This is a genomic window from Hominenteromicrobium mulieris (assembly GCF_046197855.1).
In the GTDB taxonomy this organism is placed as follows: Bacteria; Bacillota; Clostridia; order Oscillospirales; family Acutalibacteraceae; genus Hominenteromicrobium; species Hominenteromicrobium mulieris.
Map to the genome: position 1 here is coordinate 1,239,350 of NZ_CP173188.1, position 26,265 is coordinate 1,265,614.

The 26,265-nt window shown below is 55.2% G+C and carries 23 protein-coding genes and 3 tRNA genes; 25 read left to right on the top strand and 1 reads right to left on the bottom strand.

Annotated elements, in window-relative coordinates:
* Positions 1-6: 6 nt before the first annotated feature.
* From pstB to ACI0CA_RS05990, 13 genes are all read left to right on the top strand, one after another.
* Positions 7-759, top strand: a complete 753-nt coding sequence (pstB, locus tag ACI0CA_RS05930; protein WP_316685977.1) for a phosphate ABC transporter ATP-binding protein PstB — start codon at positions 7-9, stop codon at positions 757-759.
* A gap of 26 nt (positions 760-785) precedes the next feature.
* Positions 786-1,424 carry a phosphate signaling complex protein PhoU gene (gene phoU, locus ACI0CA_RS05935; protein ID WP_176820653.1) on the top strand — a complete coding sequence of 213 codons (639 nt, stop codon included), beginning with the start codon at positions 786-788 and terminating at the stop codon, positions 1,422-1,424.
* 34 nt (positions 1,425-1,458) lie between these two features.
* The gene (locus ACI0CA_RS05940) at positions 1,459-2,133 is read left to right on the top strand and encodes a response regulator transcription factor (protein WP_176820654.1); all 675 of its coding nucleotides are present in this window, start codon (positions 1,459-1,461) and stop codon (positions 2,131-2,133) included.
* A gap of 15 nt (positions 2,134-2,148) precedes the next feature.
* Complete coding sequence (locus tag ACI0CA_RS05945) at positions 2,149-3,825, top strand: sensor histidine kinase (RefSeq protein ID WP_412265039.1); 1,677 nt, start codon at positions 2,149-2,151, stop codon at positions 3,823-3,825.
* Between the two features lie 119 nt (positions 3,826-3,944).
* Entirely contained in the window at positions 3,945-5,342 is a 1,398-nt protein-coding gene (locus ACI0CA_RS05950; protein ID WP_412354458.1) for an alpha-L-fucosidase, read from the top strand.
* Positions 5,327-5,593: a hypothetical protein gene (locus tag ACI0CA_RS05955; RefSeq protein ID WP_176820657.1), complete on the top strand. Its 267-nt coding sequence runs from the start codon at positions 5,327-5,329 to the stop codon at positions 5,591-5,593. The genes ACI0CA_RS05950 and ACI0CA_RS05955 overlap by 16 nt, the downstream gene beginning before the upstream one ends.
* A gap of 214 nt (positions 5,594-5,807) precedes the next feature.
* Positions 5,808-6,182: a PqqD family peptide modification chaperone gene (locus tag ACI0CA_RS05960; protein ID WP_176820658.1), complete on the top strand. Its 375-nt coding sequence runs from the start codon at positions 5,808-5,810 to the stop codon at positions 6,180-6,182.
* Position 6,183: 1 nt separating this feature from the next.
* On the top strand, positions 6,184-6,516 hold the full coding sequence (locus tag ACI0CA_RS05965; protein ID WP_308448110.1) for a hypothetical protein: 333 nt from the start codon (positions 6,184-6,186) through the stop codon (positions 6,514-6,516).
* Positions 6,516-7,643, top strand: coding sequence for a radical SAM protein (locus ACI0CA_RS05970; protein ID WP_446806467.1), 1,128 nt, complete (start codon positions 6,516-6,518; stop codon positions 7,641-7,643). The genes ACI0CA_RS05965 and ACI0CA_RS05970 overlap by 1 nt, the downstream gene beginning before the upstream one ends.
* Entirely contained in the window at positions 7,627-8,511 is an 885-nt protein-coding gene (locus ACI0CA_RS05975; protein WP_176820661.1) for a hypothetical protein, read from the top strand. Before ACI0CA_RS05970 ends, ACI0CA_RS05975 begins: the two co-directional genes overlap by 17 nt.
* Positions 8,502-8,975 (top strand): S24/S26 family peptidase, encoded by a 474-nt coding sequence (locus ACI0CA_RS05980; protein ID WP_176820662.1) that lies wholly within the window; start codon positions 8,502-8,504, stop codon positions 8,973-8,975. Before ACI0CA_RS05975 ends, ACI0CA_RS05980 begins: the two co-directional genes overlap by 10 nt.
* Complete coding sequence (locus ACI0CA_RS05985) at positions 8,965-10,674, top strand: ABC transporter ATP-binding protein (protein WP_412330673.1); 1,710 nt, start codon at positions 8,965-8,967, stop codon at positions 10,672-10,674. The genes ACI0CA_RS05980 and ACI0CA_RS05985 overlap by 11 nt, the downstream gene beginning before the upstream one ends.
* 178 nt (positions 10,675-10,852) lie before the next feature.
* Positions 10,853-12,190: an MATE family efflux transporter gene (locus tag ACI0CA_RS05990; RefSeq protein ID WP_412265033.1), complete on the top strand. Its 1,338-nt coding sequence runs from the start codon at positions 10,853-10,855 to the stop codon at positions 12,188-12,190.
* Between the two features lie 77 nt (positions 12,191-12,267).
* Here ACI0CA_RS05990 and abc-f read toward each other — a convergent pair whose 3' ends face one another.
* Positions 12,268-13,872: a ribosomal protection-like ABC-F family protein gene (gene abc-f / locus ACI0CA_RS05995; protein ID WP_446806466.1), complete on the bottom strand. Its 1,605-nt coding sequence runs from the start codon at positions 13,870-13,872 to the stop codon at positions 12,268-12,270.
* A 448-nt stretch (positions 13,873-14,320) separates the two neighbouring features.
* Here abc-f and hprK point away from each other — a divergent pair, with 448 nt between their 5' ends.
* The 12 genes from hprK to ACI0CA_RS06055 all read left to right on the top strand — a co-directional run bounded on the left by hprK (position 14,321) and on the right by ACI0CA_RS06055 (position 26,204).
* Positions 14,321-15,286: an HPr(Ser) kinase/phosphatase gene (hprK, locus tag ACI0CA_RS06000; protein ID WP_412391656.1), complete on the top strand. Its 966-nt coding sequence runs from the start codon at positions 14,321-14,323 to the stop codon at positions 15,284-15,286.
* A gap of 254 nt (positions 15,287-15,540) precedes the next feature.
* The gene (locus ACI0CA_RS06005) at positions 15,541-16,317 is read left to right on the top strand and encodes a phosphatase (RefSeq protein ID WP_446806465.1); all 777 of its coding nucleotides are present in this window, start codon (positions 15,541-15,543) and stop codon (positions 16,315-16,317) included.
* On the top strand, positions 16,310-17,227 hold the full coding sequence (murB, locus tag ACI0CA_RS06010) for a UDP-N-acetylmuramate dehydrogenase (RefSeq protein ID WP_446806464.1): 918 nt from the start codon (positions 16,310-16,312) through the stop codon (positions 17,225-17,227). The genes ACI0CA_RS06005 and murB overlap by 8 nt, the downstream gene beginning before the upstream one ends.
* A 51-nt stretch (positions 17,228-17,278) precedes the next feature.
* Positions 17,279-18,139, top strand: coding sequence for an RNase adapter RapZ (gene rapZ / locus ACI0CA_RS06015; protein WP_446806463.1), 861 nt, complete (start codon positions 17,279-17,281; stop codon positions 18,137-18,139).
* Positions 18,140-18,159: 20 nt separating this feature from the next.
* Positions 18,160-19,152 carry a DNA-binding protein WhiA gene (gene whiA, locus ACI0CA_RS06020; RefSeq protein WP_343284217.1) on the top strand — a complete coding sequence of 331 codons (993 nt, stop codon included), beginning with the start codon at positions 18,160-18,162 and terminating at the stop codon, positions 19,150-19,152.
* Positions 19,130-19,606, top strand: a complete 477-nt coding sequence (locus ACI0CA_RS06025; RefSeq protein ID WP_412358052.1) for a hypothetical protein — start codon at positions 19,130-19,132, stop codon at positions 19,604-19,606. The genes whiA and ACI0CA_RS06025 overlap by 23 nt, the downstream gene beginning before the upstream one ends.
* A 51-nt stretch (positions 19,607-19,657) precedes the next feature.
* Positions 19,658-23,245 (top strand): DNA polymerase III subunit alpha, encoded by a 3,588-nt coding sequence (locus ACI0CA_RS06030; RefSeq protein WP_446806462.1) that lies wholly within the window; start codon positions 19,658-19,660, stop codon positions 23,243-23,245.
* A gap of 153 nt (positions 23,246-23,398) precedes the next feature.
* Entirely contained in the window at positions 23,399-24,367 is a 969-nt protein-coding gene (gene pfkA / locus ACI0CA_RS06035) for a 6-phosphofructokinase (RefSeq protein WP_446806461.1), read from the top strand.
* A 187-nt stretch (positions 24,368-24,554) separates the two neighbouring features.
* Positions 24,555-24,630, top strand: a tRNA-Trp gene (locus tag ACI0CA_RS06040).
* A gap of 4 nt (positions 24,631-24,634) precedes the next feature.
* Positions 24,635-24,711 (top strand) — tRNA-Asp (locus ACI0CA_RS06045).
* 32 nt (positions 24,712-24,743) lie between these two features.
* A tRNA-Thr gene (locus ACI0CA_RS06050) sits at positions 24,744-24,819 on the top strand.
* A gap of 236 nt (positions 24,820-25,055) precedes the next feature.
* Positions 25,056-26,204 (top strand): phosphotransferase enzyme family protein, encoded by a 1,149-nt coding sequence (locus ACI0CA_RS06055; protein ID WP_395506484.1) that lies wholly within the window; start codon positions 25,056-25,058, stop codon positions 26,202-26,204.
* Positions 26,205-26,265: the final 61 nt, after the last annotated feature.

The following is a 26,265-nucleotide window of genomic DNA, read 5'->3' on the forward strand; positions in this document are numbered from 1 at the left end:
AACGATATGAGCTGTAAATTGGCAATCGAAGATCTGAATTTGTATTACGGCGATTTCCATGCGCTGAAATCCATCCATATGGAAATTCAGCCGAACGAGATCACCGCGTTCATCGGGCCTTCCGGCTGCGGCAAAAGTACGCTGCTGAAATCCTTGAACCGTATGAACGACCTCGTTGAGGGCTGCCGGATTACCGGCGCAGTAAAATTGGACGGCGAGGACATCTACCACGGCATGGACGTGAACCTTTTGAGAAAACGTATCGGCATGGTGTTCCAAAAGCCGAACCCGTTTCCGATGAGCGTGTACGACAACATTGCCTACGGCCCGCGCACGCACGGCATCCGCTCTAAGGCGAAGCTCGATGACATTGTGGAGCGTTCTTTAAGAAACGCCGCCATTTGGGACGAGCTTAAAGACAGACTGAAGAAAAGCGCACTGGGGCTTTCCGGCGGACAGCAGCAGAGACTGTGTATTGCACGCGCGTTGGCTGTGGAGCCGGAGGTGCTGCTGATGGACGAACCGACCAGCGCCCTTGACCCAATCTCCACTTCCAAGATAGAAGACCTTGCGGTGGAGCTGAAAAAGGATTATACTATCGTTATGGTCACGCACAACATGCAGCAGGCGGCGCGTATCTCGGACAAAACGGCATTCTTCCTGCTCGGTGAGGTCATCGAGTACGGCGAGACGGAGAGCTTATTCTCCATGCCGAAGGATAAGCGCACGGAGGATTACATCACCGGCAGATTCGGTTAAGGCTTGCAGAAAGGAACGTGACTACAATGAGAAATCGTTTGGACGAGCAGCTGGAGCTGCTCAATACAGAGCTTATCCGCATGGGCGCACTGTGCGAAGACGGCATTTCGCAGGCGGCAAAGGTACTTGTGACACGAGACGAAGCGCTGCGCCGCGCCGTGGACGAAACGGAACAGGAAATCGACCGCAAGGAGCGCGAGATTGAAGCAATCTGCCTGCGCTTGCTTTTACAGCAGCAGCCTGTTGCGAAAGACCTGCGCCTCATCTCTGCCGCGATGAAGATGATCGCAGATATGGAGCGCATCGGCGACCAGGCTTCGGATATTGCCGAAATGGTCGAGCATATCCGCGCAGAGGTGCTGCCGGGCAGTCTGCACATTGCCGAAATGGCGCGCGCTGCCGTGAAAATGGTGACGAACAGCGTCGATTCGTTTGTGCGCCGTGACATTGATATTGCGCGCGCCGTGGAAAAAGCGGACGACGAAGTAGATGCGCTTTTTAACAAGGTGAAAAGTGAGATCATCGCACTCATCGCCGAAAAGCCCGAGGAGGGCGAGACATGCCTTGACCTGCTGATGGTGGCGAAGTATTTTGAACGCATCGGCGACCACGCGGTCAATATTGCGGAGTGGGTCGTGTTCTCACTCACCGGCGAGCACGATTAAGCGGCAAAGCCGCACAGAAAGGATTTAAGGGTTTATGATCTATCTTGTGGAGGACGACGACAGCATCCGCGAGCTTGTACTCTATACACTGCACACCACCGGTTTTGAAGCCGAGGGCTTCCGGAATGCGGCCGATTTCTGGCAGGCGCTTGAAAAAGAGCTGCCGCAGCTCGTGCTGCTCGACATTATGCTGCCGGATGAAGACGGTCTGCATATTTTGAAGCGTCTGCGCGCGGGTGCGGAAACGGCCGACCTGCCCGTGATGATGCTGACGGCGAAAAGCAGCGAATATGACCGTGTGGTTGGGCTGGACAGCGGCGCGGACGATTACATGCCGAAGCCGTTCGGCATGATGGAGCTTGTCTCCCGGGTGCGTGCGCTGCTGCGCAGGGCCGCAAAGCCCGCGGCGGAGGATAAGCTTTTTACGGCGGGCCCGCTTGCGGTGGATGTGAAGCGCCGCGCCGTTACGGTTGATGGTGAACCCGTGATCCTCACGTACAAAGAATTTGAACTGCTGTGCTATCTGCTGGAAAACCGCGGTGTGGTGCTTTCGCGCGATCAGATTCTCACGAAGATCTGGGATTACAATTACAGCGGCGAGACCCGCACGGTAGACGTGCATATCCGCACGCTGCGGCAAAAGCTCGGCGATGCCGGTGCGCTCATTGAGACCGTGCGCGGCGTGGGCTACCGGCTGGCACAGGATTAAAGAGGAGAAAGACGCATGAAGAAAAAGATCATTTTCAGCATGTCGTGCATTGCGCTGCTTTCCATTTTACTTTCTATGGTGCTTTCCGGCGTCGTTTCGTACTACGATTCGCTGGAAATCGTGAAAAAGGCGACCATAGCGGAAAGCCGCTACATTCAAAACGGCATCGCCCTTGGCGGGGACGATTACCTTTCCGACATCCGCTCCGCCGGGTATGATACAGCCGCCGCGCAGTCTGTGCGCGTGACCGTCATCGATACGGACGGCACGGTGCGATTTGACAGTGTTGCAGATGCCGCAAACATGGAAAACCACAACGACCGCCCGGAGGTCATTGCTGCAAGAGAAAACGGTGCGGGGGAATCCGTGCGTGAATCGGATACGCTGAATGTGCAGTCGTATAACTACGCTGTGATGCTCTCGGACGGACGCGTGCTGCGCCTTTCGGTCGGTATGAAGACGGTGTTCGGATCCATTGAGCGCATGGTGCCGTGGATGCTGCTGTGCTCCGTCATTATTTTGGTGCTGGCCATTTTGCTTTCCACGTACCGCACAAAGCAGATTGTGGCGCCGGTCAACGCCATTGACCTTGACCATCCGATGGAAAACGACGTGTACGGCGAGCTTTCGCCGCTGCTTTTGCGCTTGCAGCGCCAGAACGAGACCATCAAGGAGAAAATGGAAGAGCTGCACCGCAAGCAGACGGAGTTTACCGCCATCACCGAAAACATGCGCGAGGGCTTTATTGTGGTGGATGCAAAGGGCGATGTGCTTTCGTACAACACGAGCGCTGTGCGCCTTTTGGACGTGCACCCGGAGGACGACCGCCCACAGAGCGTGCTGGCGTTTAACCGCAGCCCCGATTTCCGTGATGCAGTGGATTCCGCGCTGACAGGTACGGCGAGCGAGCGCATCACAAAGCTGGCGGGGCGCAGTTACAGCCTTATCGCGAACCCCGTTACGAACGATAACGGCGTGCAGGGCGCGGTGATCGTGCTGCTGGACGTTACCGAAAAGGAAGAGAACGAGCGCCTGCGCCGCGAGTTCACCGCGAACGTTTCGCATGAACTCAAAACGCCGCTGACTTCTATTTCGGGCTATGCGGAGATTATGAAGGACGGGCTCGTCAAGAGTGCCGATGTGCCGCGCTTTGCGAACAACATTTATACCGAAGCACAGCGGCTTATCACGCTTGTTGAGGATATTTTGAAGCTTTCAAAGCTTGACGAAAATGCGGTAGAGCTTGGCCGTGCCGATACAGACCTTTACGCCATTGCGCAGGAGGTGGCCTGCCGTCTGAAAATCCCGGCGCAGCAGAACAGTATTGTCATCTCGGTGCAGGGCAGCTCGGCGTTCGTCACCGGCGTGCCGTACATTTTAGACGAGATGCTGTATAACCTTGCGGATAACGCTGTAAAGTACAACCGTCCCGGCGGCCGTGTGGTGATCTCCACCGGCACGGAAGGCGGCCACGCATATATGCAGGTCAGCGATACGGGCATTGGCATTCCGGCAGCCGACCGCGAGCGCGTGTTCGAGCGCTTCTACCGTGTGGATAAGAGCCGCTCCAAGCAGATTGGCGGCACGGGACTTGGGCTTTCCATTGTAAAGCACGGCGCCATGTTCCACCATGCGCGCGTGTCGCTTGAAAGCGAGCCGAACAAGGGCACCACGGTGCGCGTCACTTTCTAAAATAACGATTAAATGCGGTACGGAAGCGAGCTTTCTGCGCCGCATTTTTATTTTTGACATTTTGCGCGGTTATGCTATAATACGAGCAGAGCAGCAACACCGAAATTCGGGAGGACAGTATGGTTGAATTTTTAAAAGAGGCGGCACGTGTGGTGCCGTCTAAACGACAGCTTGATTGGTTTGAGATGGAACGCTATGCGTTTGTGCATTACGGTGTGAACACCTACACGGACCGAGAATGGGGCGAGGGCACAGAGGACGAGAAGATTTTTAACCCCACCGCGCTCGATTGCGACCAGTGGGTGGAAGCGGTGAAGTCTGCGGGCCTCAAGGGACTCATCCTCACGGCGAAGCACCACGACGGCTTCTGCCTGTGGCCGAGCAAATACACGGAGCACAGCGTGAAAAACAGCCCTTATAAGGGGGACGTCGTGCGTGAAGCCGCAGAAGCCTGCAAGCGCGGCGGCATCAAGTTCGGTTTTTATCTTTCTCCGTGGGACCGCAACTCAAAATATTACGGCACGCCGGAATACAACGATTACTTCTGCAATCAGCTGACGGAACTTTTGACCGGTTACGGCGATATTTTCTGCGTGTGGTTCGATAACGCCTGCGGCGAGGGCGAAAACGGCAAAAAGCAGGAATATGACTTCCCACGTTACTTTGAGCTCATCCGCAAGTATCAGCCGAACGCCGTTATTTTCAATGATTTCGGCCCGGATACCCGGTGGTGCGGCAACGAGGCCGGAGAGGCGCGCCATGCCGAATGGGCCGTTGTGCCGAGCGAGCTGTGCTTTTACAGCGAGGTGCAGACCGGCGCGGGTCCGATGGCAGAAGACGGCTCTTTGAGCTACATGTACAACACGAACCGCGAGATTGGCACCATGCCGAACATCCTCTACTCGAAGGGGCTTGTTTTCGCACCGGCGGAGATCGACATGTCCATTCGTCCGGGCTGGTTCTGGCACGAAAACGAGGAACCGCATTCGCTTGAGAGACTGTACAACACCTACCTGCGTTCCTGCGGCGCAAACGCCTGCCTGAATCTTAACGTACCGCCGACGCGCGAGGGCAAGTTCGATGAACGCGACGTGAAGCGCTTGAAGGAGCTCGGCGACCTCATCCGCGAGACGACCGAAAACCGCATTCCGTGCACGGTGGAGCGCATCGGCGGCACGCCCACGCAGCCCGTGTATGAGCTGAAAACCGAGGGGCCGGTGGAGATCGGCTGCGTTGTGCTGCGCGAGGATCTCACGCACGGTCAGCGCGTGGAGGGCTTCCGCATTCTCGGCATCGACGAAGAAAACAAGGCGGATTACGCGTTATTCGAGGGCACGTGCATCGGCAATAAGCACATCTGCGAGCTGGAAGATCCGTTCGCCGTGCAGAACCCGCTGACGGGCCACACGAACAAAAAGCTTTCCGGCGTGCGCGTACAGATTACCGCTGCGCGCGACGAGGTCTTTATGCGCGAAATTTACATCACGAAAGGGAAAAGCGTATGCGAGCAGAAATAAAGTTGACGGATGTGAAAGACATTCGCGATTTGCACGAGTATATCAACGCGGAGCTGCGTCTGCGCCGCGTTGCACCGACGTTGGAAGCTTTGCAGGCGGCACTGGAAATGCCGAAAACGGAAGCGGAAATTGAGTTTACGGACTACGGCAAAATTTCCGGTGCGCTTTTAGATTATGTAAACAAAATGATTGAAATGATCGTGATTGTCGGAGAGAAGAACCCGAACGTACAGGTCATGATCACAATGTGAAAACAGAATACCGATAAAGCTCAGAGCTGTGCGGAAAACGGAAAAATCGCACCCCGTTTTCCTGCATGGCTCTTCTTTTTTTGACAAAAAGACGCATAAATATATTGATTTTTACTAATTACAATTGAATTCTACAAAATATATTTGGTTGACAATACCAAAAATTCTGTTATGATTATAACCGAAGCCACGAAGCAGAAAGGCAGGGATAAGCATGGAGCGGGCGGAAAAAGCGAAAAGCCCGGAAATGGAAACGGCAGGGCTGCCGCCGAATGACATGAAAAGATTTTATGTAAACGGCAGGCACCTGCTGCGGGAGATCGCCGGGCTGTACGTGCTGATCCCTGCCGGGGAGACGGACGCGCCACAGAACCGCATCACCGCGCTGAACGAAACGGGACGGTTTTTGTGGATGCAGTTTCAGCACCCGTGCACGGTGGCAGAAGCCGCGGCTGCGGCAGAGGCGCAGTACACCGGGCAGCCGGCAGAAATGCTGCGCGGCATAGAAAACTTTGTACGGGCAGGGCTGCGCGCAGGGCTGCTGCGCGAGGCTTCCGCTGCGGAAAAAACGGAAGGAAAGGCGGTATAAAATGAAAAAAGCATGGAGCGCTCCAATGCTGCAAACGGAGGTGTTTGAGGCAAACGAGTACATCGCCGCGTGCTACACGGGCGTGTGCGATATTTCGGGAGAGGTGTTTTTGGACTCGAACGGCAACGGTGTGTATGACCGCGGCATTGACAGCAGAAAGTACTATAACGAGGCGTGCGGACAGCAGTATTCCATCACCGGGCAGGATTCCGTGATGCCGGCGAAGAACGCATTCGTCGTGGACTGGTTCGGAAATGCGACACCTGTATGGAACTTTGACGATTACCATGTCACCACAACGCTGACGCAGAACGAGCGGCCGAACCACTCGTGATGCACCCGGAGAAAGACACAGCGGAAGCGTTTTTACTGCGCCGCGCCGCCAAAACGGGCGTGCCCATCACCGGCAGTTTTGAGCTGACCCCACTTTGTAACTTAAACTGCAAAATGTGTTATGTTCGCATGAACAGGACAGAGCAGGAGAAAATCAGCCGCCTGCAAACGGCGGAGGCGTGGACAGCGCTTGCGGAAAAGCTACGCGACGCAGGCACGCTGTTTTTGCTGCTCACGGGCGGCGAGCCGCTTTTGTATCCCGCGTTTCGCGCGGTGTATCTCGCGGTGCGAAAGCGCGGTATGATCGTTACGGTGAACACGAACGGCACGCTTTTGAATGAAGACTGGGCGGCGTTTTTTGCGAAAAATCCGCCGCGCCGCATGAACGTTACGCTGTACGGCGCAAGCGGAGAGACCTACAAATCACTGTGCGGTGACGAGACCGGGTACGCAAAAGCAATGCGCGGCATTCAGCTTTTGCAGGCGCACGGCGTGCCGGTGAAGGTCGGTGTCAGCGTGGTCAGGCAAAACCGGCATGACCTTGAAACGTTATTTCAAATCACAAAGGAACAAGATTTAGAGTTGGAGCCGGACACCTATATGATGTCCACAGAAAGCGGACAGCATGAAGCGCGGCTCTCGCCGGAGGAAGCCGCGGCCGCAAGCCTTGCCGCAACGAAAATAAAGCTTGGCACAGTCAGTTTTCACGAATATGCGCAACGCACGGTACAGGCGCTGGAAAGCGCTGTTCCGGAAACGGAAGCCGGCATGCGCTGCCTTGCAGGGCGGTGTTCGTTTGCCGTCGGCTGGCGCGGCGATTTGCGCCCGTGCGTGATGCTCGGGGCGCTTTCCGTGCCGATCGAACACAACGACGTGCAGGCCGCTTGGCGTGCGGTGTGGGAGAAATCTGCGGCGCTTAAACAGAATGAAGCGTGCGTCGTGTGCAAGCTGCGTCCGCTGTGCCGCGCGTGTCCGGCATCGTCTTTGCGCGAGGGCGGCGCGTTCGGCACGGTGCCGCCTTATGTATGCGCCTACACAAAAGCGCTCTACCGCCTGCTGTGCGCGGAAAGCACAGCGCCCGAAATTTTGAAGAAAGGAGAGACTGTACCCCATGCACAGGCTCTTTAAGTTGGGCGGTTTCTGCTTTGCGGCAGATCACCCCGATACACTCGTTTTTCCACCGAATTTTCTGCGTTTTGAAACGAAAGACGTGCAGCCTGCGTATTTCTACACGCTGCGCTTTGTAAAGAGCATCCCGAACCCCGTCGGCGTGTGCACAGCCGTACGGGAAGACCTCATCGTGTATCGCGACGGCGAAAAGGAATCGCGGCTTTTGGGTATACAGGGCATGCTTGGCTTTTACGCATTGTATCGCGAGCTGGACGACACGCACGCCGAGGTGATGATCGCCGAAGACTGCCGCGGCTGCCTTGTGTTTGACCCGGTATTCGCGTCGCTTTTCGCGCTTGAGCGCCGCATGCTGCAAAAGGACAGCTTTATTCTGCACAGCGCCTACATACGCCACCGCGGACGGGCTATTCTGTTTTCGGCACCGTCCGGCACGGGGAAGAGCACGCAGGCCTCGCTCTGGGCGCAATACGCCGGGGCGGAGATCATCAACGGCGACCGCGCTTTATTGCAGAAGGTGCAGGATTGCTGGATGGCGCGCGGTTGGCCGGTCTGCGGCACGTCGGGCATCTGCCAAAATGCGGATGCGCGGCTGAGTGCCGTCGTTTTGCTGCGGCAGGCGAAAAAGAACGCCGTGCGCAGGCTCTCGCGCGGGGAGGCATTTTTGCGGCTTTACGGACAGGTGACGGTGAACCGCTGGGATCAGGCGGAATCTGCGCGTGTGCTCGATGCCGTGGAAGCACTGCTGCGCCGCGTACCGGCGTTTTTGCTGGATTGTACCATATCGGAAGAAGCGGTCGACTGCCTGTATGAGGCGCTGTACCCCGCGACCGTGGCGGAGACCGTCCGCCTGCGCGCATGCTTATAGATGCTGCGGGGCTGCGCGCGTACATCGGCGCGATCCTTTCCGAAACGGAAGCGGGCGGCGTGATGGAAATGCCGGTGTTCGGCAGCAGTATGGCGCCGTTTCTCATCCACGGGCGGGACGCCGTGCGGCTTGTAAAATGCACGCACCCGCCAAAGCGCGGGGAGATCGTGCTGTTTCGGCGGTTAGACGGGCAGTATGTTCTGCACCGCGTTTGGCGCGTGACGAAAAGCGGGTGGTATCTCCTTGGCGACAGCCAGACCGACCCCGAGGGCCCCGTGCACGGCGAGCAAATTTGCTGCCTTGTCCTTGCCGTGCGCCGCAAGGGTAAGTGGTACGGCCGAAACAGTGCGCTGTGGCGGTTTTTCAAAACCGTATGGCTCGTTTTAACACCGGTAAGGCCGCTTTTTATCGCGATGCTTGCGCGCCGCCATGCCCGAAAAGAAAAGGTGCCAAATGGAGCGTAAAGAAAACAAAGTGCGCTTTTGCGCGCTCAGTGAGGTTTTGGCGGACTGGAAATGGCTGCTCACGTACAGCCGCCGCTGCAAGAAAATGATCGCGCTGTATATCGCGCTCGGCGTGCTCGGTACCACGGTCGGCCTATTCGGCAGCGTGGCGGGCAAGTACCTCATCGACATCGTCACGGGGTACGATACTGCCCGTCTGCCGCTTTTGGTTTTCGCGGCTATTGGCAGCACGGCGGTCTCCATCGCGTTCGACTGCGTGGTGAGCCGCGTGCTGAAAAAGCTGGAGATTGACCTCAATAACAACGTGCGCGCCGATGTGTTCGACCGCATTTTAGACGCGGACTGGCAGGCGCTGCACGCGTTTTCCTGCGGCGACATTTTAAACCGCTTTGAAACGGATACGGGCGCTGTGGGCGGCGGGGCAGTGAGCTGGCTGCCGCAAATTTTGGTGACGGCTTACAGGCTGTGCGCGGTGTTTTTCCTCATCTGGATTTACAGCCCCGTGATGGCGCTCATCGCGCTTGGCGGCGCGCCGGTGGTGTTGCTGCTGTCTGCCGCCGTGCTCAAAAAGCGGCGGGCATTTGAAAATAAGCTGCGCCGCCTCGGCAGCGAAATGACCGCGTTTGAAGCGGAGACGTTTTACACGGTCGATACGGTGAAATCGCTCGGCACAATGCAAAGCCAAAGCCGAAAGCTAAAGGAAAAACAGGAAGCGCTGCGCACATGCAGTTTGCAATACAACATGTTTTCCGTGCGCGTGAATGCGCTTTTGCGGGTTGCGGGGGCGTTCACGCAGTTTACCGCCATGGGCTACGGGCTGTATTTATTGTGGACGCGTGCCATTACATTCGGTACGCTGACACTTTTTTTGCAGCAGCGCAGCAGCCTGACAAGTGCGTTTGAAAGTGCCGCAGGGCTTATCCCGAAGTTTTTGAGCACGGCGATCTCTGCACACCGTGTGCGTGAGCTTTGCGAGCTGCCGAAGGAGCGCCACGGTAAAACGGCCCTGCCGCAGGGCGCACTGATGGTAGAACTCAAAAATGTGACAGCCGCATACCGAAACGGCGAAGCAGTGCTGAAAAACGTATCGTTTGCGGCAGGGCCGGGGGAGATTGCCGTGCTTGTTGGCACATCCGGCGCGGGGAAAACGACGCTGGTGCGTGTTTTGCTCGGACTCGTTTACCCGGAAAGCGGACGTGCTGTGCTGCGCGGGAAGAGTGGATGCGAAATCGTCATCAGCGCCGAGACGCGCTGTGCGTTTTCGTATGTACCGCAGGGCAGCACGCTGTTTTCCGGCACGATTGCGGAGAATCTGCGCATGGCAAAAGAGAACGCCACGGAGGAGGAAATGACAGCGGCGCTCAAAACCGCCTGCGCATGGGTGTTTGTGTCATCGCTGCCAAACGGCGTGAACACGAAGATCACAGAGCACGGCGGCGGGCTTTCCGAGGGACAGGCGCAGCGCATCGCCATCGCCCGCGCGGTGCTGCGCGGCGCGCCGATCTTGCTCCTTGACGAAGCGACCTCGGCGCTTGATGAAAAGACCGAAGCGCAGGTTCTGAAAAATCTTTTAACCGCGCTGCCGGACACCGCGTGCATTTTGACGACACACCGCCCGGGCGCGCTGAAATACTGTACGCGCCTGTACAAAGCGGAAAACGGCGCGCTGACGTGCATAGAAGTGAACAAACCCGCCTGAAAGACGTTTTAAATGCGTTTTTCGGCGGGCTTTGTTTATGACTTTAGGCGGGCTTTTGCCGAACGCGCAGTCTTTTCTGCGCGTGGGTGAAAATGCTTGGGCATTTTGAACATTGCCGTTTTGGTCGTAATTCCTTATAATAAATGTGCGTATTTTGAAAAGAGAAGGGAAAACGGACATGAATAAGGACTTAACGACCGGCAAGCCGGCAGGTGTTTTGCTGCGGTTCACGCTGCCGATGCTTTTGAGTGTGGCGTTCCAGCAGCTTTACAATATTGCAGACAGCGTCATCGCGGGCAAATTTGCGGGTGAAGACGCGTTGGCGGCGGTGGGCGCTTCGTACCCCGTGACGATGATCTTCATGGCGGTCGCGTTCGGCATGAACATCGGTATTTCGGTCGTCATCTCGCAGCTTTTCGGCGCGAAGGATTTTAAAGAAATGAAAACGGCGGCGTATACGGGCTTTATTTCTGTTGCGGTGCTTGGCGTGGTGCTCACGGTCGTCGGCACGGTGCTGTGCGAGCCAATCTTACGCATGCTCGGCACGCCGGAGAACATCATGGAAGATACGACGCTGTACCTTGCTATTTACATTTGGGGGCTTTTATTCCTTTTTATCTACAACATTTCTTCCGGCGTGTTCACGTCGCTCGGCGACAGCAAAACGCCGCTGTGGTTTTTGATCGCGTCGTCCGTCGGCAACATCGTGCTCGATGCCGTGTTCGTCATCATATTCCACTGGGGCGTCGGCGGTGTTGCGTGGGCGACGTTCCTCGCACAGGGCGTGGCTTCCGCGTGTGCGTTCTGGGCGGTCTTGCGCCGTTTGAAATCCATTGAAACCAAGGAAAAGCCCGCGCTGTTTTCCGGTGCGATGCTGCGCCGTATTTCGATCGTAGCCATTCCGAGCATTTTGCAGCAAAGTTTCGTTTCGGTCGGCAATTTGTGCATTCAGGGACTTGTCAACGGTTTCGGCTCCTCCGCCATCGCGGGCTATTCCGCAGGCGTAAAGCTCAACACGTTCGCCACCACGTCATTGACGGCGCTCAACAACTCGGTTTCGAGCTTTACGGGGCAGAATATCGGCGCAGGCAAAATGGAACGCGTGCGCAGCGGCTTCAAAGCGGGGCTTGTGATATCGTTTGCCGTGGCGCTCGTCTTTATGGGCGCGTATGTGTTCTGCGGCGAAAACCTCCTGCTGCTCTTTATGAATAGCACCTCGGCGGAGGCCATCGAGATCGGCAAAAAATTTCTGCTTATTGTCTCGCTGTTCTACCTGTTCCTCGCATTAAAGCTTGCCGCGGACGGCGTGCTGCGCGGTGCGGGTGCAATGGTATATTTTATGATTACCACGTTCTTAGACCTCATTCTGCGCGTTGTTCTGGCGTTTATTCTGGTGCATCCGTTCGGCATCACAGGCATCTGGCTTTCGTGGCCGTTCGGCTGGATAATTTCCAGTACATTGTCGCTCGCGTTCTATCTTTTGGGCGTGTGGGACCCGCTGAAAAAGAAAGCATAAACGGCAAAAAGCCTTACACCAAGCTCCAAAAAGAGCAAGGCGTAAGGCTTTTGTTATTTCATTGCATTTCGGCTCGCTTATGCGTGACCCGTCACGCGCAGATAGTCCGCATAGTTGCCGTCGAAAACGTTGATTTTTCGGTTTTCGAGCACAGCGATCTTCGTCGCAAGCTTATCGATGAAATAGCGGTCGTGCGAAATGAACAACAAGGTGCCGGAGAACTCCAACAAAGCGTCCTCGAGCATCTCACGCGTTTCAATGTCGATGTGGTTCGTCGGCTCGTCGAGAATGAGAAAGTTCACGCGGTTCTGCAAAAGAACGGCGAGCTTTAACAGCACCTTTTCACCGCCCGAAAGAGAAGAGACGCGCTTCATCACCGCCGCGCCGCAGAAGTAATACTTTGCTAAAATTTGCCGCGCTTCGCCCTCGCCGCAAACACACTCGCGGCGGAATGCTTCAAGCACGCTGTCCTTGTCGTTTAAAAAGCGAATCTCCTGCGGAATATACCCAAGCTGCGCGGAGGGGTTGAACTTCGCTGTACCGGAAAATGGGACATCCCCGAAAACTGCGCGTAAAAGCGATGTTTTGCCCGTGCCGTTCGCGCCGAGAAACGCCATGCGGTCCTTTTCCTCCACAAGCAGCTCTGCCTGTTCAAACAGCGCGGTCTTGCCGAACGAAAGGGAGAAACCCGTAAGCTTTAAAACCTCGCGCCCGGTGCGGTCGCCCGCAAAGCGTATCGGGATTTTGGGCTTTTCAAGCTGCGGACGCTTTATCATCTCCATTTTCTCAAGGCGCAGCTCCAGCATTTTGGCGCGGCGGAAGAATTTCGGGTTATCCGCCTGCGCGCCCCACTCACGAAAACGTTTGATGGCGGCTTTCATCGCTTCAATCTGCTTTTGCTGGTTTTTGTACTGCTCGAATTCGAGAAGCATCTGGCGTTCCTGCTCCTCTTTCGCAGCTGTGTAGCCGCCGGGGTAGCTTGTGCAGATGCCGTCCTCTAAAATGAGCGTGCGCGTTGCCACACGGTCTAAAAACCGGCGGTCGTGCGAGACCATTAAAACCGTACCGCGGTATTTTGCGAGGAAGCCCTCAAACCAATCAAGAGTCTGCATGTCGAGGTGATTTGTCGGCTCGTCGAGCAGCAGAATATCCGGCTCACGCAGGACGACGGCGGCGAGGTTCACAACGGTCTTCTGCCCGCCGCTGAGCACATTATACGGCCGCTCGAGCAGGCCGTTTAGCTTAAACCCCTGCACAATGTTTTTCAGCCGCGTTTCTGCGTCATAGCCGCCAAGCGCCGCATACCGGCTTTGCGCCTCGGTGTATGCGTCGGCATAGTGCTCGAAATCCTCCGTCATCTTTTCTTCCAGTTCGCGCAGCTTCGCTTCAACGGAGAAAACCTCCGTAAACGGCTCGCAAAGCACGTCGTACACGGTTGCATTTTTGCCGCGCAGGCGGGGAATCTGTTCCAAAAGCGCGGTGTTCGCACCGCGGCGCAGGGAGATTTCGCCGCTGTCCGGACTTTCTTCGCCCGCAAGCAGCTTTAAAATCGTCGATTTACCCGTGCCGTTGCGACCGATGAGCGCGGCGCGCTCGCCGGTCATCACTTCAAAGCTCAAATCTTTTAAGACAGGCTTGAAGCCGAAATTTTTATTTACATGTGAAAAACTGAATTCTGTCATTTTTATCGCTCCTGTTTTTGAATTGATTTGTACATTCAAAAAAGCAGGCCGAGACAGAATACATCAGGCGATCCAAAGAATCGCTCCGTACAAATGGATAGCCTTAGTCTCTGTCCATAGAGCCTGCACGGAGCACATCGAATCGGATTCGGAAGCAAAATGCGTGGTAATTGATCCGAACCATATCGCTCACCGTCCTTTCGTGCGCGAAAGCGCTTTGCTTTTACCAGTATAGCGCACAAAAACGGACTTTTCAAGAAGAATTAATACGCCACGGCGGAAAGCGGAGTTTAAGTTGATTTTTGGCGGCAAATCCGCTATAATAGTATAAGATAACAGGTACCTTAGGCGTGCTTTGTGTGGGACGCCGAAAACAAGGGAGCAAAAGCCGCTAAAACAGCATAAAAAGGCTTTTGCAGCCGTCTTAACTTTAGGGAGGAAGATCACGATGCCGGAAGTTTACACCATACCGCTTTCCAAGATCATTCACGAGTTACAGCTTGAGACCGCTTTTCTGCCGAAGAGCGCCGATGATATTTTGATTCAATCGAGAGACGTTGTTCGCCCCGGCATGGAGCTGAACGGCTACCACGAATATTTTGACCCGAACCGTATCGCCGTTTTGGGACGTGCGGAAATGTACATGCTGGAGAGCTTGAAGCCATCGCGCCGCGCCATGGCGCTGGATAGCTACCTGTCCCTGAAGCCGCCGGCAGTGATTGTTGCCCGCGGTATTGACCCCGGCAAGGACTTCATGGAGATTGCCGAAACGTACCACGTGCCGGTGCTGCGCACGACGGAGTCGACCTCAAATGTTGTCGCATCGCTCGTTGCGTATTTGAACGTCGAGCTTGCGCCGCGCATCACACGTCACGGCGTTTTGGTGGAGGTTTACGGCGAAGGTATTCTGCTTGTCGGCGACAGCGGCGTCGGCAAGAGCGAGACGGCCATCGAGCTCATCAAGCGCGGCCACCGTCTCATCGCGGACGATGCGGTGGAAATTCGCCGCGTATCCAGCAAATCGCTCGTCGGTCAGTCCCCGGAGAACATCCGCCACTTCATCGAGCTGCGCGGCATCGGTATCATCAACGCCCGTCGCATTTTCGGTATGGGCGCCGTTAAGCTGCAGGAAAAGATTGACATGTGCATCAACTTGGAGATCTGGGACGCGACGAAGGTCTACGACCGCATGGGCATGGACAGCGAATACACGGAGATTCTCGGCATCAAGGTGCCGGTGATGACGATCCCGGTAAAGCCCGGCCGTAACCTTGCCATCATCATTGAAGTTGCGGCGATGAACAACCGCCAGAAGAAAATGGGCTACAACGCCGCTTACGAGCTGCTCTCCGCGCTCGGCATGGATGCTTCCATGATGCCGCACGAGGAGATCAAGAGAGATTTGGATATTTAACAGCATGATTTTAGTATAAAACAAGATGTTTTGGCATCTTGTTCAGGAACCCCTTTGGATAGGGCTTTCTGCGGTCGGACAATTCACCGGATTGTCCGATCTACCTTCCTGATCTTTTGGTAGGCAAAAGGGTTTCGCTTTCTGCGGAAAGCGGCTTAGGGCGCTGCCCTAAGAACCTGTAAACTTCCTGAAGAAAGTTTCATCAAAGACTTTTAACCGCGTTTAAGGTTAGCTGAAAGTGAGAAAACATCATCATGTATAACATCATTGCAGATTTGCATACACATTCGCTGGCGTCTACGCATGCGTACAGCACCATTCGCGAAATGGTCGATTCCGCTGCGGAAAAGGGTCTCAAAGCCATTGCCATCACCGACCACGCCCGCACCATGCCCGGTGCGCCCGGCCCGTGGTTCTTTAATTCCATGCATGAACTGCCGCTTTTATACCGCGGCATTCTGCTCATTGCGGGCATGGAGGCGAATGTCATCGATTTGAACGGCACGCTCGACATCAATGAGACCGAACGCCGCGACGTCAACTGGCTTGTGGCGTCCATTCATAACCTCGGACTGCCGGGGCTTGAGAATCCCACGGTCGAAAAATGCACGCAGCTTTGGCTCAACATTGCACACGATCCGAAGGTGAATGTCATCGGCCACAGCGGCAGTCCGGAGTTCCGCTACGATTATGAAACGGTCATTCCGGAGTTCGGCCGAAACCACAAGCTTTTGGAGATTAACTCGCATTCCTTTGAGGTGCGCAAGGCGAATATCCCGAACTGCCGCGAGATTGCGCTGTGCTGCAAAAAGCACCGTGTGCCGGTTATCGTCAGCTCGGACGCGCATTTTGAAACGCAGGTGAAGGATCACACTGCGGCGCTTGAAATGCTGCGTGAGATTGCGTTTCCGGAGGAGCTGATTCTCAACGCGAACACGAATCGCCTCATTGAGTATCTGCGCGCGCACACGAACATCCTTGAAAACCGCAAGGATGCCGATGCTATTTTAAGGAGCTTTGAGAATGTCTGATTACCGTAAATTTGATGCCGCACTACAAAGTGCCGGCGTATGCTATAAGACCGATGAGCCCATGTCCGCCCACACGTCGTTTAAGATCGGCGGCCCGGCGGATCGGTTTGTCGAAGTGAAGACCGTCTCTGAATTGCAGGCGGTTTTACATGCTGTAAGCGACGAGAATGTCCCGTATTTCATCCTCGGCAACGGTTCCAATCTGCTTGTGCCGGACGAGGGCTTGCGCGGCGCGGTGCTGACGCTGCAGGGCGATTTTAAAAAGGTGCAGAGCCTTGCGAACGGTCATGTTTTGTGCGGCGCGGGTGCATCGCTTGCGACGGTATGCAGCTTTGCACGTGGGCAGGGGCTCACGGGCCTTGAATTTGCGTGGGGCATTCCGGGGCAGCTCGGCGGCGCAGTGTACATGAACGCCGGCGCCTACGGCGGCGAGATGAAGCAGGTCGTCGAACGCGTCCATTTCCTTGAAGCGGACGGCACGCCCGGCGTAATGAGCGGGGAAGACCTCGCGTTCGGCTACCGCAAAAGCGCCTTTATGGGCACGAAGCGCATCATCACAAGCGCGGAGCTGCGCCTTGAAAGCGGTGCGGAAGCGGAGATCACCGCGAAAATGGAAGATTTCATGCGCCGTCGCCGCGAAAAGCAGCCGCTTGAGCTGCCGAGCGCGGGCAGCGTATTCAAGCGCCCGGAGGGCTATTTTGCCGGTGTGCTCATTGAACAGTGCGGCCTGAAGGGCTTTGCCGTGGGCGGCGCGTGCGTCAGCGAAAAGCATGCAGGCTTCATTGTGAACAAAGGCGGTGCGACGTGTGCCGATGTGGAAGCGCTCATCCGCGCCATTCAGGATACAGTTTTTCAGGCGACCGGCGTGGAGCTGGAGCCGGAAATTCGCCGCATTTCGCTCAGCAAGTAAAATTTGTGGGATTTACGGTGGCATTTGGCTGCCGAAAAGGTGGTTTTTAAAATGGAATTTGTGATCTTGACCGGCTTATCCGGCGCGGGCAAAACGCGCGCCATGCACGCCATGGAGGATATCGGCTTTTATTGTGTCGATAATCTGCCCCCGGCGCTCATTCCGGTCTTTTATGATCTTTGCGATAAATCCGAGGGTATTCAGCGCCGCGTGGCGGTCGTCACGGATACCCGCGGCGGCGAGCTTTTTAAGTCGTTTTTCAGCGCACTCGAAACGCTGAAGGCGCAGAGCAAGCCGTATAAAATTTTGTTTATGGATGCGTCCGAGCCCGTGCTCGTCAACCGCTTTCAGGAGACGCGCCGCAAGCACCCGCTTTCCGAAGCGATGCAGGGCTCTTTGGAGCAGGCCGTGCGCCTGGAGCGCGAGATGCTGCGCCCGGTCAAAGAGGTCTCCGATTACGTCATCGATACGTCGAACATTCCGGCGGCGGGGCTGAAAGCGCGCATTTCCGACCTGTTTTTGCAGAACGACAACGACGCCATTACGGTGCATTGCATCAGCTTCGGCTTTAAATACGGTCTGCCGCTTGAATCCGACCTTGTGTTTGACGTGCGCTGCCTGCCGAACCCGTTCTACGTGGAGGAGCTGCGTGAACATACCGGGCTTGAAGCGCCCGTGCGCGACTACGTGATGAACTGCAAGGAAACCGAGGGCTTTAAAGCCCGCTTTACGGACATGATCGATTACATGCTGCCGCTCTACATTCAGGAGGGCAAAAGCCAGCTCGTCATCGCGGTCGGATGCACCGGCGGGCATCACCGCTCCGTGGCGCTTGCGCAGTATATGCACGATCACCTTGTCGCAAACGGCGTTCACGCCACGGTCTCGCACCGGGATATCACGAAAGAATAAAGCGGGAGGGAGCCGTTTTCATGTCATTTGCTGCGGATTGCAAGCAAGAGCTGTGTATGATTGAAAATAAGCGCGCGTGCTGTTTGAAAGCGGAATGCTACGGCCTTCTGCTTTTTTCAAAGTGTTTTTCCGCGCGGGAATCGCAGATGGTATGCGAAAATGCCGCCGTTGCACGCCGTGTGGCGGAGGCCGCCGCCGTTTCGGCCGGTGTATACGCCGAGGTGCGCTCGCAGTTAAGGCGCAAGAATATCGGCGCGTATGCCATCACCATTCCGGGTGAAGCCGCACGCATTCAGATGATCCGTTCGTTCGGGCACGATGAGAATGACGTGAACCTGCATATTCATGAGGAAAATCTGCAAAAGGACTGCTGCATTTCGGCGTTTTTGCGCGGTGTGTTCCTCATCTGCGGCACGGTCACAGACCCGCAGAAGGAGTATCACCTTGAGTTTTCCACGCCGTACCTGCACCTTGCGGAAGACCTTGTGGCTGTTCTGCACCGCGTGAAGGCCGCGCAGCTTTCGCCGTCCATTGCACGCAGAAAAAACAGCTACATTGTCTACATAAAGGAAAGCGCCGCCATTGAGGATTTCCTCACGCTGACGGGTGCGGTAAACTCCGCCATGAACCTGATGCAGATCAAAATGTACAAAGAGACCTACAACAATTTAAACCGTGTCTCGAACTGCGAGACCGCGAATCTTGATAAAACGTACTCTGCTGCAACAAAGCAGATTGCCGCCATTGCGCTCATCAGCGACAAGGTGGGGCTGGACGAGCTGCCTGCCGACCTGCGCGAGGCCGCCGTTTTGCGGCTGGAAAACCCCGAAATGTCGCTGCGCGAAATGGGGGAGCGGCTTTCCATCAGCCGTTCCGGTGTGAATCACCGCCTGCGCCGCATTTTGGAGTTTGCGGAACAGCTCGGCTCGCCGGAGGAATCCCTTGCGGAGCAGAGCGTTTTTGAAGTGGAGGAAAAGCTGCATGCTGAAAATGCAAAGACCGAAGAGCTTTAAAGACCTTGTGTTGGGCATTTTGATTGTTGCGGTGCTCGGCGTGGGCGCGTATTTCATCGCCGATGCGCTGAAAGCCGAGCTTGTGCCCGGCGATATTGTGGTGCGCTCCGGCAATGAAGAGATTACCGCGCTGCAGAACGTGACCGGCGAGCAAAGGAAGAACGGTTCAAAAGCGTGCGGCGGGCATTTTGAAATTGAAGAGGTTGCCGATGAATTCCCGGTCATTCGCATGGATAAAGGCATCGTGCTTGAAGCCTCGCAGGATCCTTACGGCGCGATGTATTACACGGTTTATAACGAGGATTTCTCCGAGCTTTACTACCGCAGCGAGCGGTTTGCGTACCCTGAAAACGACGGCACATACTACGTTGTGATCGATACTGCGTGGGGGGATAAAAACCACTATTTTTCCACCGAGCACGGATTTACCCTTGTGATTGAAAACAGCAATTAGAGGTTTATGTAAACTCGATTATGTAAACTTAAATGGAAAAGGAGGGCGAAAATGGCGTTTACACATTTGCATGTGCACACCGAATACAGCCTTTTGGACGGCGCTTGCCGCATTGAAAAGCTGCTCGATAAAGCGCAGGAGATGGGGCAGAAAAGCGTTGCCATTACGGATCACGGCGTGATGTACGGCGTGATCGACTTTTATAAAGCAGCGAAAAAGCGCGGCATCAAGCCGATCATCGGCTGCGAGATCTACGTTGCTAAGCGCAGCCGGTTCGATAAAATTCACGGCATCGATAACGAAAACCGGCATCTTGTGCTGCTGTGCAAAAACGAAACGGGCTACCGTAACCTTGTCGCTATTGTCTCTAAAGCGTGGACAGAGGGCTTTTACAGCAAGCCCCGCGCCGATATGGAGCTGCTGCGTGAACACAGCGAGGGGCTCATCGCGCTTTCCGCCTGCCTTGCGGGTGAGATTCCGCGTGCGCTTTCCGTCGGCGACTATGACGAAGCCAAAGCCGCCGCCCTGCGCTACCGTGAGATTTTCGGCGAGGACAATTTTTACCTCGAATTACAAGACCACGGCCTGCGCGAACAGGCACATATCAACCCGCAAATAATCCGATTGTCCAAAGATACGGGCATTCCGCTCGTCGTGACGAACGACTGCCACTATATCGAAAAAGAAGACACCAAAATGCACCATATCCTCGTCTGCGTCCAGACGAACCGCACGGTGGAGGATGAGGATACGCTGGAATTCGGTTCCGATGAATTCTATTTTAAAAGCGAAGACGAAATGCGTGCACTGTTCCCGGATTGTCCCGAGGCAACGGACAACACGCAGAAAATCGCCGACCGCTGCAATGTGGAATTTGAGTTCGGCAAAACGAAGCTGCCGCGCTTTGATACGCCGGACGGCAGCGACAACCGCGAATATTTCCGCCGCATGTGTTACGCGGGTCTGCACAAATACTACGGCGAAAACCCGAAAAAAGAAGTCGTAGACCGCCTTGAATATGAAATTTCGACGATTGATACGATGGGGTATGTAAACTACTACCTCATCGTGTACGATTTCATCCGTCAGGCGAAAAGCATGGGTATCCCGGTCGGCCCGGGCAGAGGCTCCGGCGTGGGCAGCCTCGCCGCATACTGCATCGGCATCACGGGCGTTGACCCGCTGCGGTATGACCTGCTGTTCGAGCGCTTTTTGAATCCGGAGCGCGTCAGTATGCCGGACTTCGACGTCGATTTCAGCGACGAGCGCCGACAGGAGATCATTGAGTATGTCACGGAAAAATACGGCGCCGACCATGTGGCGCAGATCGTCACGTTCGGCACCATGGCGGCGCGCCTTGCGATACGCGACGTTGGCCGCGCCATGGCGATTCCGTACACAACGTGCGATACCGTCGCAAAGCTTGTGCCGATGGAGCTCGACATCACGATTGACGCCGCGCTGGAACGCGTTTCCGAGCTGCGCGATTTATATGAAAGCGACAAACAGGTGCACGAGCTCCTCGACATGGCACGCAAAATTGAGGGCATGCCGCGCCACACGTCCACGCACGCCGCCGGTGTTGTCATCACAGACCGCCCGGTCGTCGATTACGTGCCGCTGAGCATGAACGACGATTCGCCTGTCACGCAGTACACGATGACGGCCATCGAGCAGCTCGGTCTGCTCAAGATGGACTTTCTTGGCCTGCGCAACCTCTCGGTTATCGACCACGCCGAGCAGATGATTGCGAAACACACGCCGGGCTTTAAGGTGGAAAACGCGCCGGATAACGACCCGGACGTGTTTAAAATGATCGCGAGCGGTGCGACAGAGGGCGTGTTCCAGTTTGAATCCGCCGGTATGCGCCGTGTCATCATGCAATCCGACCCCAAAAGCATTGAAGATCTCATCGCCGTTATCTCTTTGTATCGCCCCGGCCCGATGAAGTTCATCCCCATGTACGTCGAAAATCGCAAGCACCCGGATAAAATCACGTACCGCCACCCGCGCCTTTCCAAAATACTGGATGTCACCTACGGGTGCATCATTTATCAGGAGCAGGTCATGCGCATTTTCCGCGAGCTTGCGGGGTATTCGCTCGGTCGCGCGGACATTGTGCGCCGCGCCATGAGCAAGAAAAAGCACGATGTCATGGAGCAGGAGCGCGAGTATTTCATTCACGGCTTAAAGCGTGAGGACGGCACCGTGGAGATTGAAGGCTGCATCGCCCGCGGCGTGGACGAGCAGACCGCCGAGACAATCTACGATGAGATGAAAAGCTTCGCGTCCTACGCGTTCAATAAGTCCCATGCTGCCGCGTATGCCGTTGTGGCGTATCGCACGGCGTACCTCAAATATCACTATCCGAAAGAATACATGGCCGCATTGCTCACAAGTGTGCTCGCATCCGCAGGCAAGATTGCGGCGTATATGGAAGAATGCAGCAGGCTGAATATTGCCGTGCTGCCGCCGCACGTGAACGAGAGCGAGCAGGGTTTTTCCATTTTTGAAAACAGCATTCGTTTCGGTTTGCTCGCCATCCGCAACCTCGGACGCGGCCTGATACAGCGCATTTTATCCGAGCGCACGATGAACGGCCCGTTCACGACCTTCTACGATTTCTGCAAACGCATGCAGGGCAGAGACCTGAACCGCCGCGCCGTGGAAAGTCTTATCCGCTGCGGTGCGTTTGACGGTCTCGGCAACAACCGCCGCGAAATGCTGATGGCGGTCGGCCCGCTGCTCGATCAGCTGGAGGACGACAAACGCCGCAACATAGAGGGACAGATCGGCCTGTTTGACTTCGGCGAGGAGGAGAAAACGGAATCTTTCGAGATGCCGAAAGCCGAGGAGTTCCCCAAAACCGAACTGCTTTCTATGGAAAAGGAAGTCACCGGCATGTACCTTTCCGGGCACCCTATGTCGCCGTATGCGGAGGTCTATAACGCCGGCATCGCCGCGCGCTTTGATGAGATTGCCCGCAGCGCCGCTGGGGAATCCGACCAATATAAAGACGAGCAGTATGTGGACGTTCTGGCCGTTGTGGAAAGTGTGAAAAAGAAGGTGACGCGCTCCGGCTCTGCCATGGCGTTCGTCACGCTGGAAGACATGTACGGCTCTATGGAGGCGCTTGTTTTCCCGAAAGTTTTGGAAAAATACGGCGACATTTTTGCGCCGGGCGGCTCTGTTTGGGCGCACGGACGCATCAGCTTTACGGAAGAAAAAGACCCGAAGTTCATCTGCGAATATGCCTCGGCACCGTTTTCGCCGGAAGAAATGATGATCCGCAGAAGGCCTGCGCCTGAGGAAAAGAAAAGGGCCTCGCAAAAGCCTGCCGCTGTGCCGGAAAGCGTCACGCCGCCGCGCGGGGAAGAGCGGCCCGGTGTGCAGATTAAGGGCTATAACACAGCCTATAAGGGCCTTTACCTGCGTGTGCCGAACGCCGAAGACCCGCTCTGCAAAAAGGCGATGCAGTACATCGAGATTTTCGACGGCGTGACCGACCTCTATCTATATTATACGGACACGAAAAAGCTGGTCCGCGCGCCCGCCCGTTACCGCGTTGCGGTGAACTACGAACTCGTCTCCGCATTGAAAAAACTTCTCGGCGAGGGAAATGTTGCGCTGAAAGAATAAGAAATTCTCAAAAAAACAAAAACCGTTTCAAAAAAGACAAAATACCTCTTGAAACCGTCAGGGAAAAGGGGTATAATCAAAAATGAATGGAATAGATTGCTGAATTGCATTTTTAACTTTGCAATTTTCAATAAGAAAGTGGAGGAATTTACAATGTGTGCAAAGAAAATCGCAGTACTTACAAGCGGCGGTGACGCACCGGGCATGAATGCTGCGGTTCGTGCTGTTGTCCGCACCGCGATCTCCTTCGACATGGAGGTATATGGCGTACGTCACGGCTACAACGGTCTTCTGACCGGCGAAGTGCAGAAAATGGAACTTCGCAGCGTTTCCAACATCATCCAGCACGGCGGCACGGCGCTCTTTACGGCGCGCAGCCCCGAGTTCAATACCCCGGAGGGCGTTCAGAAGGCAGCTGCTAAATGTCGCGAACTGGGCATCGACGGCGTGGTCGTCGTCGGCGGCGACGGTTCTTTCCGTGGCGCACGCGACCTGACCGGCGCAGGCGTTCCTTGCATCGGCGTTCCGGGCACCATCGATAACGATATTTCGAGCTCCGAGTATACCATCGGTTATGACACGGCGATGAACACCGCTATGGAAATGATCGACCGCATCCGCGATACCACAGAGTCTCACGACCGCTGCAGCGTTGTAGAGGTCATGGGCAGACGCTGCGGCGACATCGCACTCAACACCGGCATCGCTGTCGGTGCAATCGCAACGCTCGTCCCGGAAGTGAAGTATGACTTTGAAAAGGACGTCATCGAGCGCATCCGCTACGCACAGAAGACCGGCAAGCGCCACTTCATCGTGGTCGTTGCAGAGGGCGTAGGTCACTCCGAAGATATCTGCAAGCGCATCCAAGAGGAGACCGGCATCGAGAGCCGTGCGACCATCCTTGGCCATGTACAGCGCGGCGGTTCCCCGACGCTCCGTGACCGTGTTGTGGCAAGCCAGATGGGCTACCACGCAGTTGAGCTGCTCCGCGACGGCAAGAGCAACCGCGTTGTCGTCATGCAGGGCGAACGCATCGTGGACTTCGACATTACCGAAGCCCTCGAGATGCCGCGTGTCTTCGACGAGAAGCTCTACAAGATTTCTCAGGATCTTTCCCGCTAAAGTTAAGTTACCGAAACGCCTGTTCCAAAAGGACGGGCGTTTCCTGTTTTTCGGCACGGTGTCTGCATTTTTTGCATAAAGCACCTTGTCGGGGGTAAAAAATAATTATTTTTGGGAAAATAGGTTGACATTTTCCGCAGTTCGTGGTAGAATAATCGAGCGGTCGAAAAGAGGCCGTGAGATAAATAGGGGCATAGCTCAGTTGGTAGAGCAGCGGTCTCCAAAACCGCGTGCCGTGAGTTCGAATCTTACTGCCCCTGCCACCATGGCCCGGTAGTTCAGTTGGTTAGAACGCTAGCCTGTCACGCTAGAGGTCGACGGTTCGAGCCCGTTCCGGGTCGCCACAAAAGGCGAGTTCATCTTGCCTTTTGCGTATGCTGCTATGGCTCAGTAGGCAGAGCACGTCCTTGGTAAGGACGAGGTCACCAGTTCGAATCTGGTTAGCAGCTCCAAGAAGGACTTTGCAGAAATGCAGAGTCCTTTTTTGTTTGTGTTTTCGAGAGGTCATACAGTCAAAAAAAGTAGTCGGCAGTATATCGTTTTTGAAGAAAAACGGCCTTTTTGCGCCTATTCATAATTTCGACTTGAAATTTACCGTATTTCTGCTATAATCTTTATAGTTTTCCCTTTATGTTTATGCTTAAAAAGCAGCGGCCAAACTGCCAGAAAATTGAAGGAGCAGAGGATTATGAGTATTCCGGAAATGGACATGAACCCGGAGATCGCCCGAAAGTTACTCGAGGTCGGCGAAGAATTCCGCATTGAAGGCCCGTTCTTCTCGTACGAAGAAATCAAAATGGGCAACGTGAACCACACCTACAAAGTCAATTATATTCGCGATGACGGTACCGGCATGGCAAAGATTAAGTCTTTCCTTGTACAGCGCGTCAATACATATGCGTTTCAGCACCCGATTGAGCTGATGCAGAACATTGACCGTGTCACGGAGCACATCCGTGAAAAATGCCCGAATACGAAAAGCCTGCATTTCCATCACACGAAGCACGGCGTCAACTATTTGATGGATAATGACGGCTTCTGGCGGCTCAGCAACTACGTGCCGTCTGTGACGTTCGATACCTGCGACGACCTGAACGTGGTGCGCAGTGCAGGTGAGGCGTTCGGCGATTTCCAACTGATGTTGGCAGATTTCGATGCGAACTCCCTTTTCTACACAATCCCGGATTTCCACAATACGCGCAAGCGCTATGAGAAGCTGAAGGAAGACATGGCTGCCGACCCGTGCAATCGTGTGGCAGAGGTGCGCGAAGAACTCGATTGGCTGCTTTCCGTAGAGGACGAGGCTTGCCGCCTGACCGACCTCTTTGAAAAAGGCGAGCTTCCGCTGCGCGTTACGCACAACGATACAAAGATCAACAACGTGCTGTTCGATGAGAAGACGCACGAGGCGCTCGTTGTCATCGATCTGGATACCGTTATGCCGGGCCTTGTCGGCCACGATTTCGGCGATGCCATCCGCTTCGCTGCAAATTTTGTGGAAGAAGATTGCGATTATCCGGAAAAGGCCGGCGTAAACCTCAATATTTTCTGGGCATTTGCCGAGGGCTTCCTCAAAAAGACCGCCGCGTCTCTGACGAAAACCGAAGTGGATACGCTGGCGCTCAGTTGCTTTGCGCTTACCTGCGAGCTTGCAACGCGCTTCCTCGCGGACTACATCGTCGGCGATAAGTACTTTAAGGTCAAAAAGCCACAGCATAACCTTGTTCGTACGCGCTGCCAGATTGCCCTTGCAAAGGACATGCTGAATAAAATGGACGCGATGAACGCCATCGTGCAGGACTGCGCACGCCGCTACAAAGAGACCGAAAACGCATAATTCATTTTGCATCCAGACGACCCGGCAGCTTTGTCGGGTCGTTTTTAAAACCAGGGAGGAG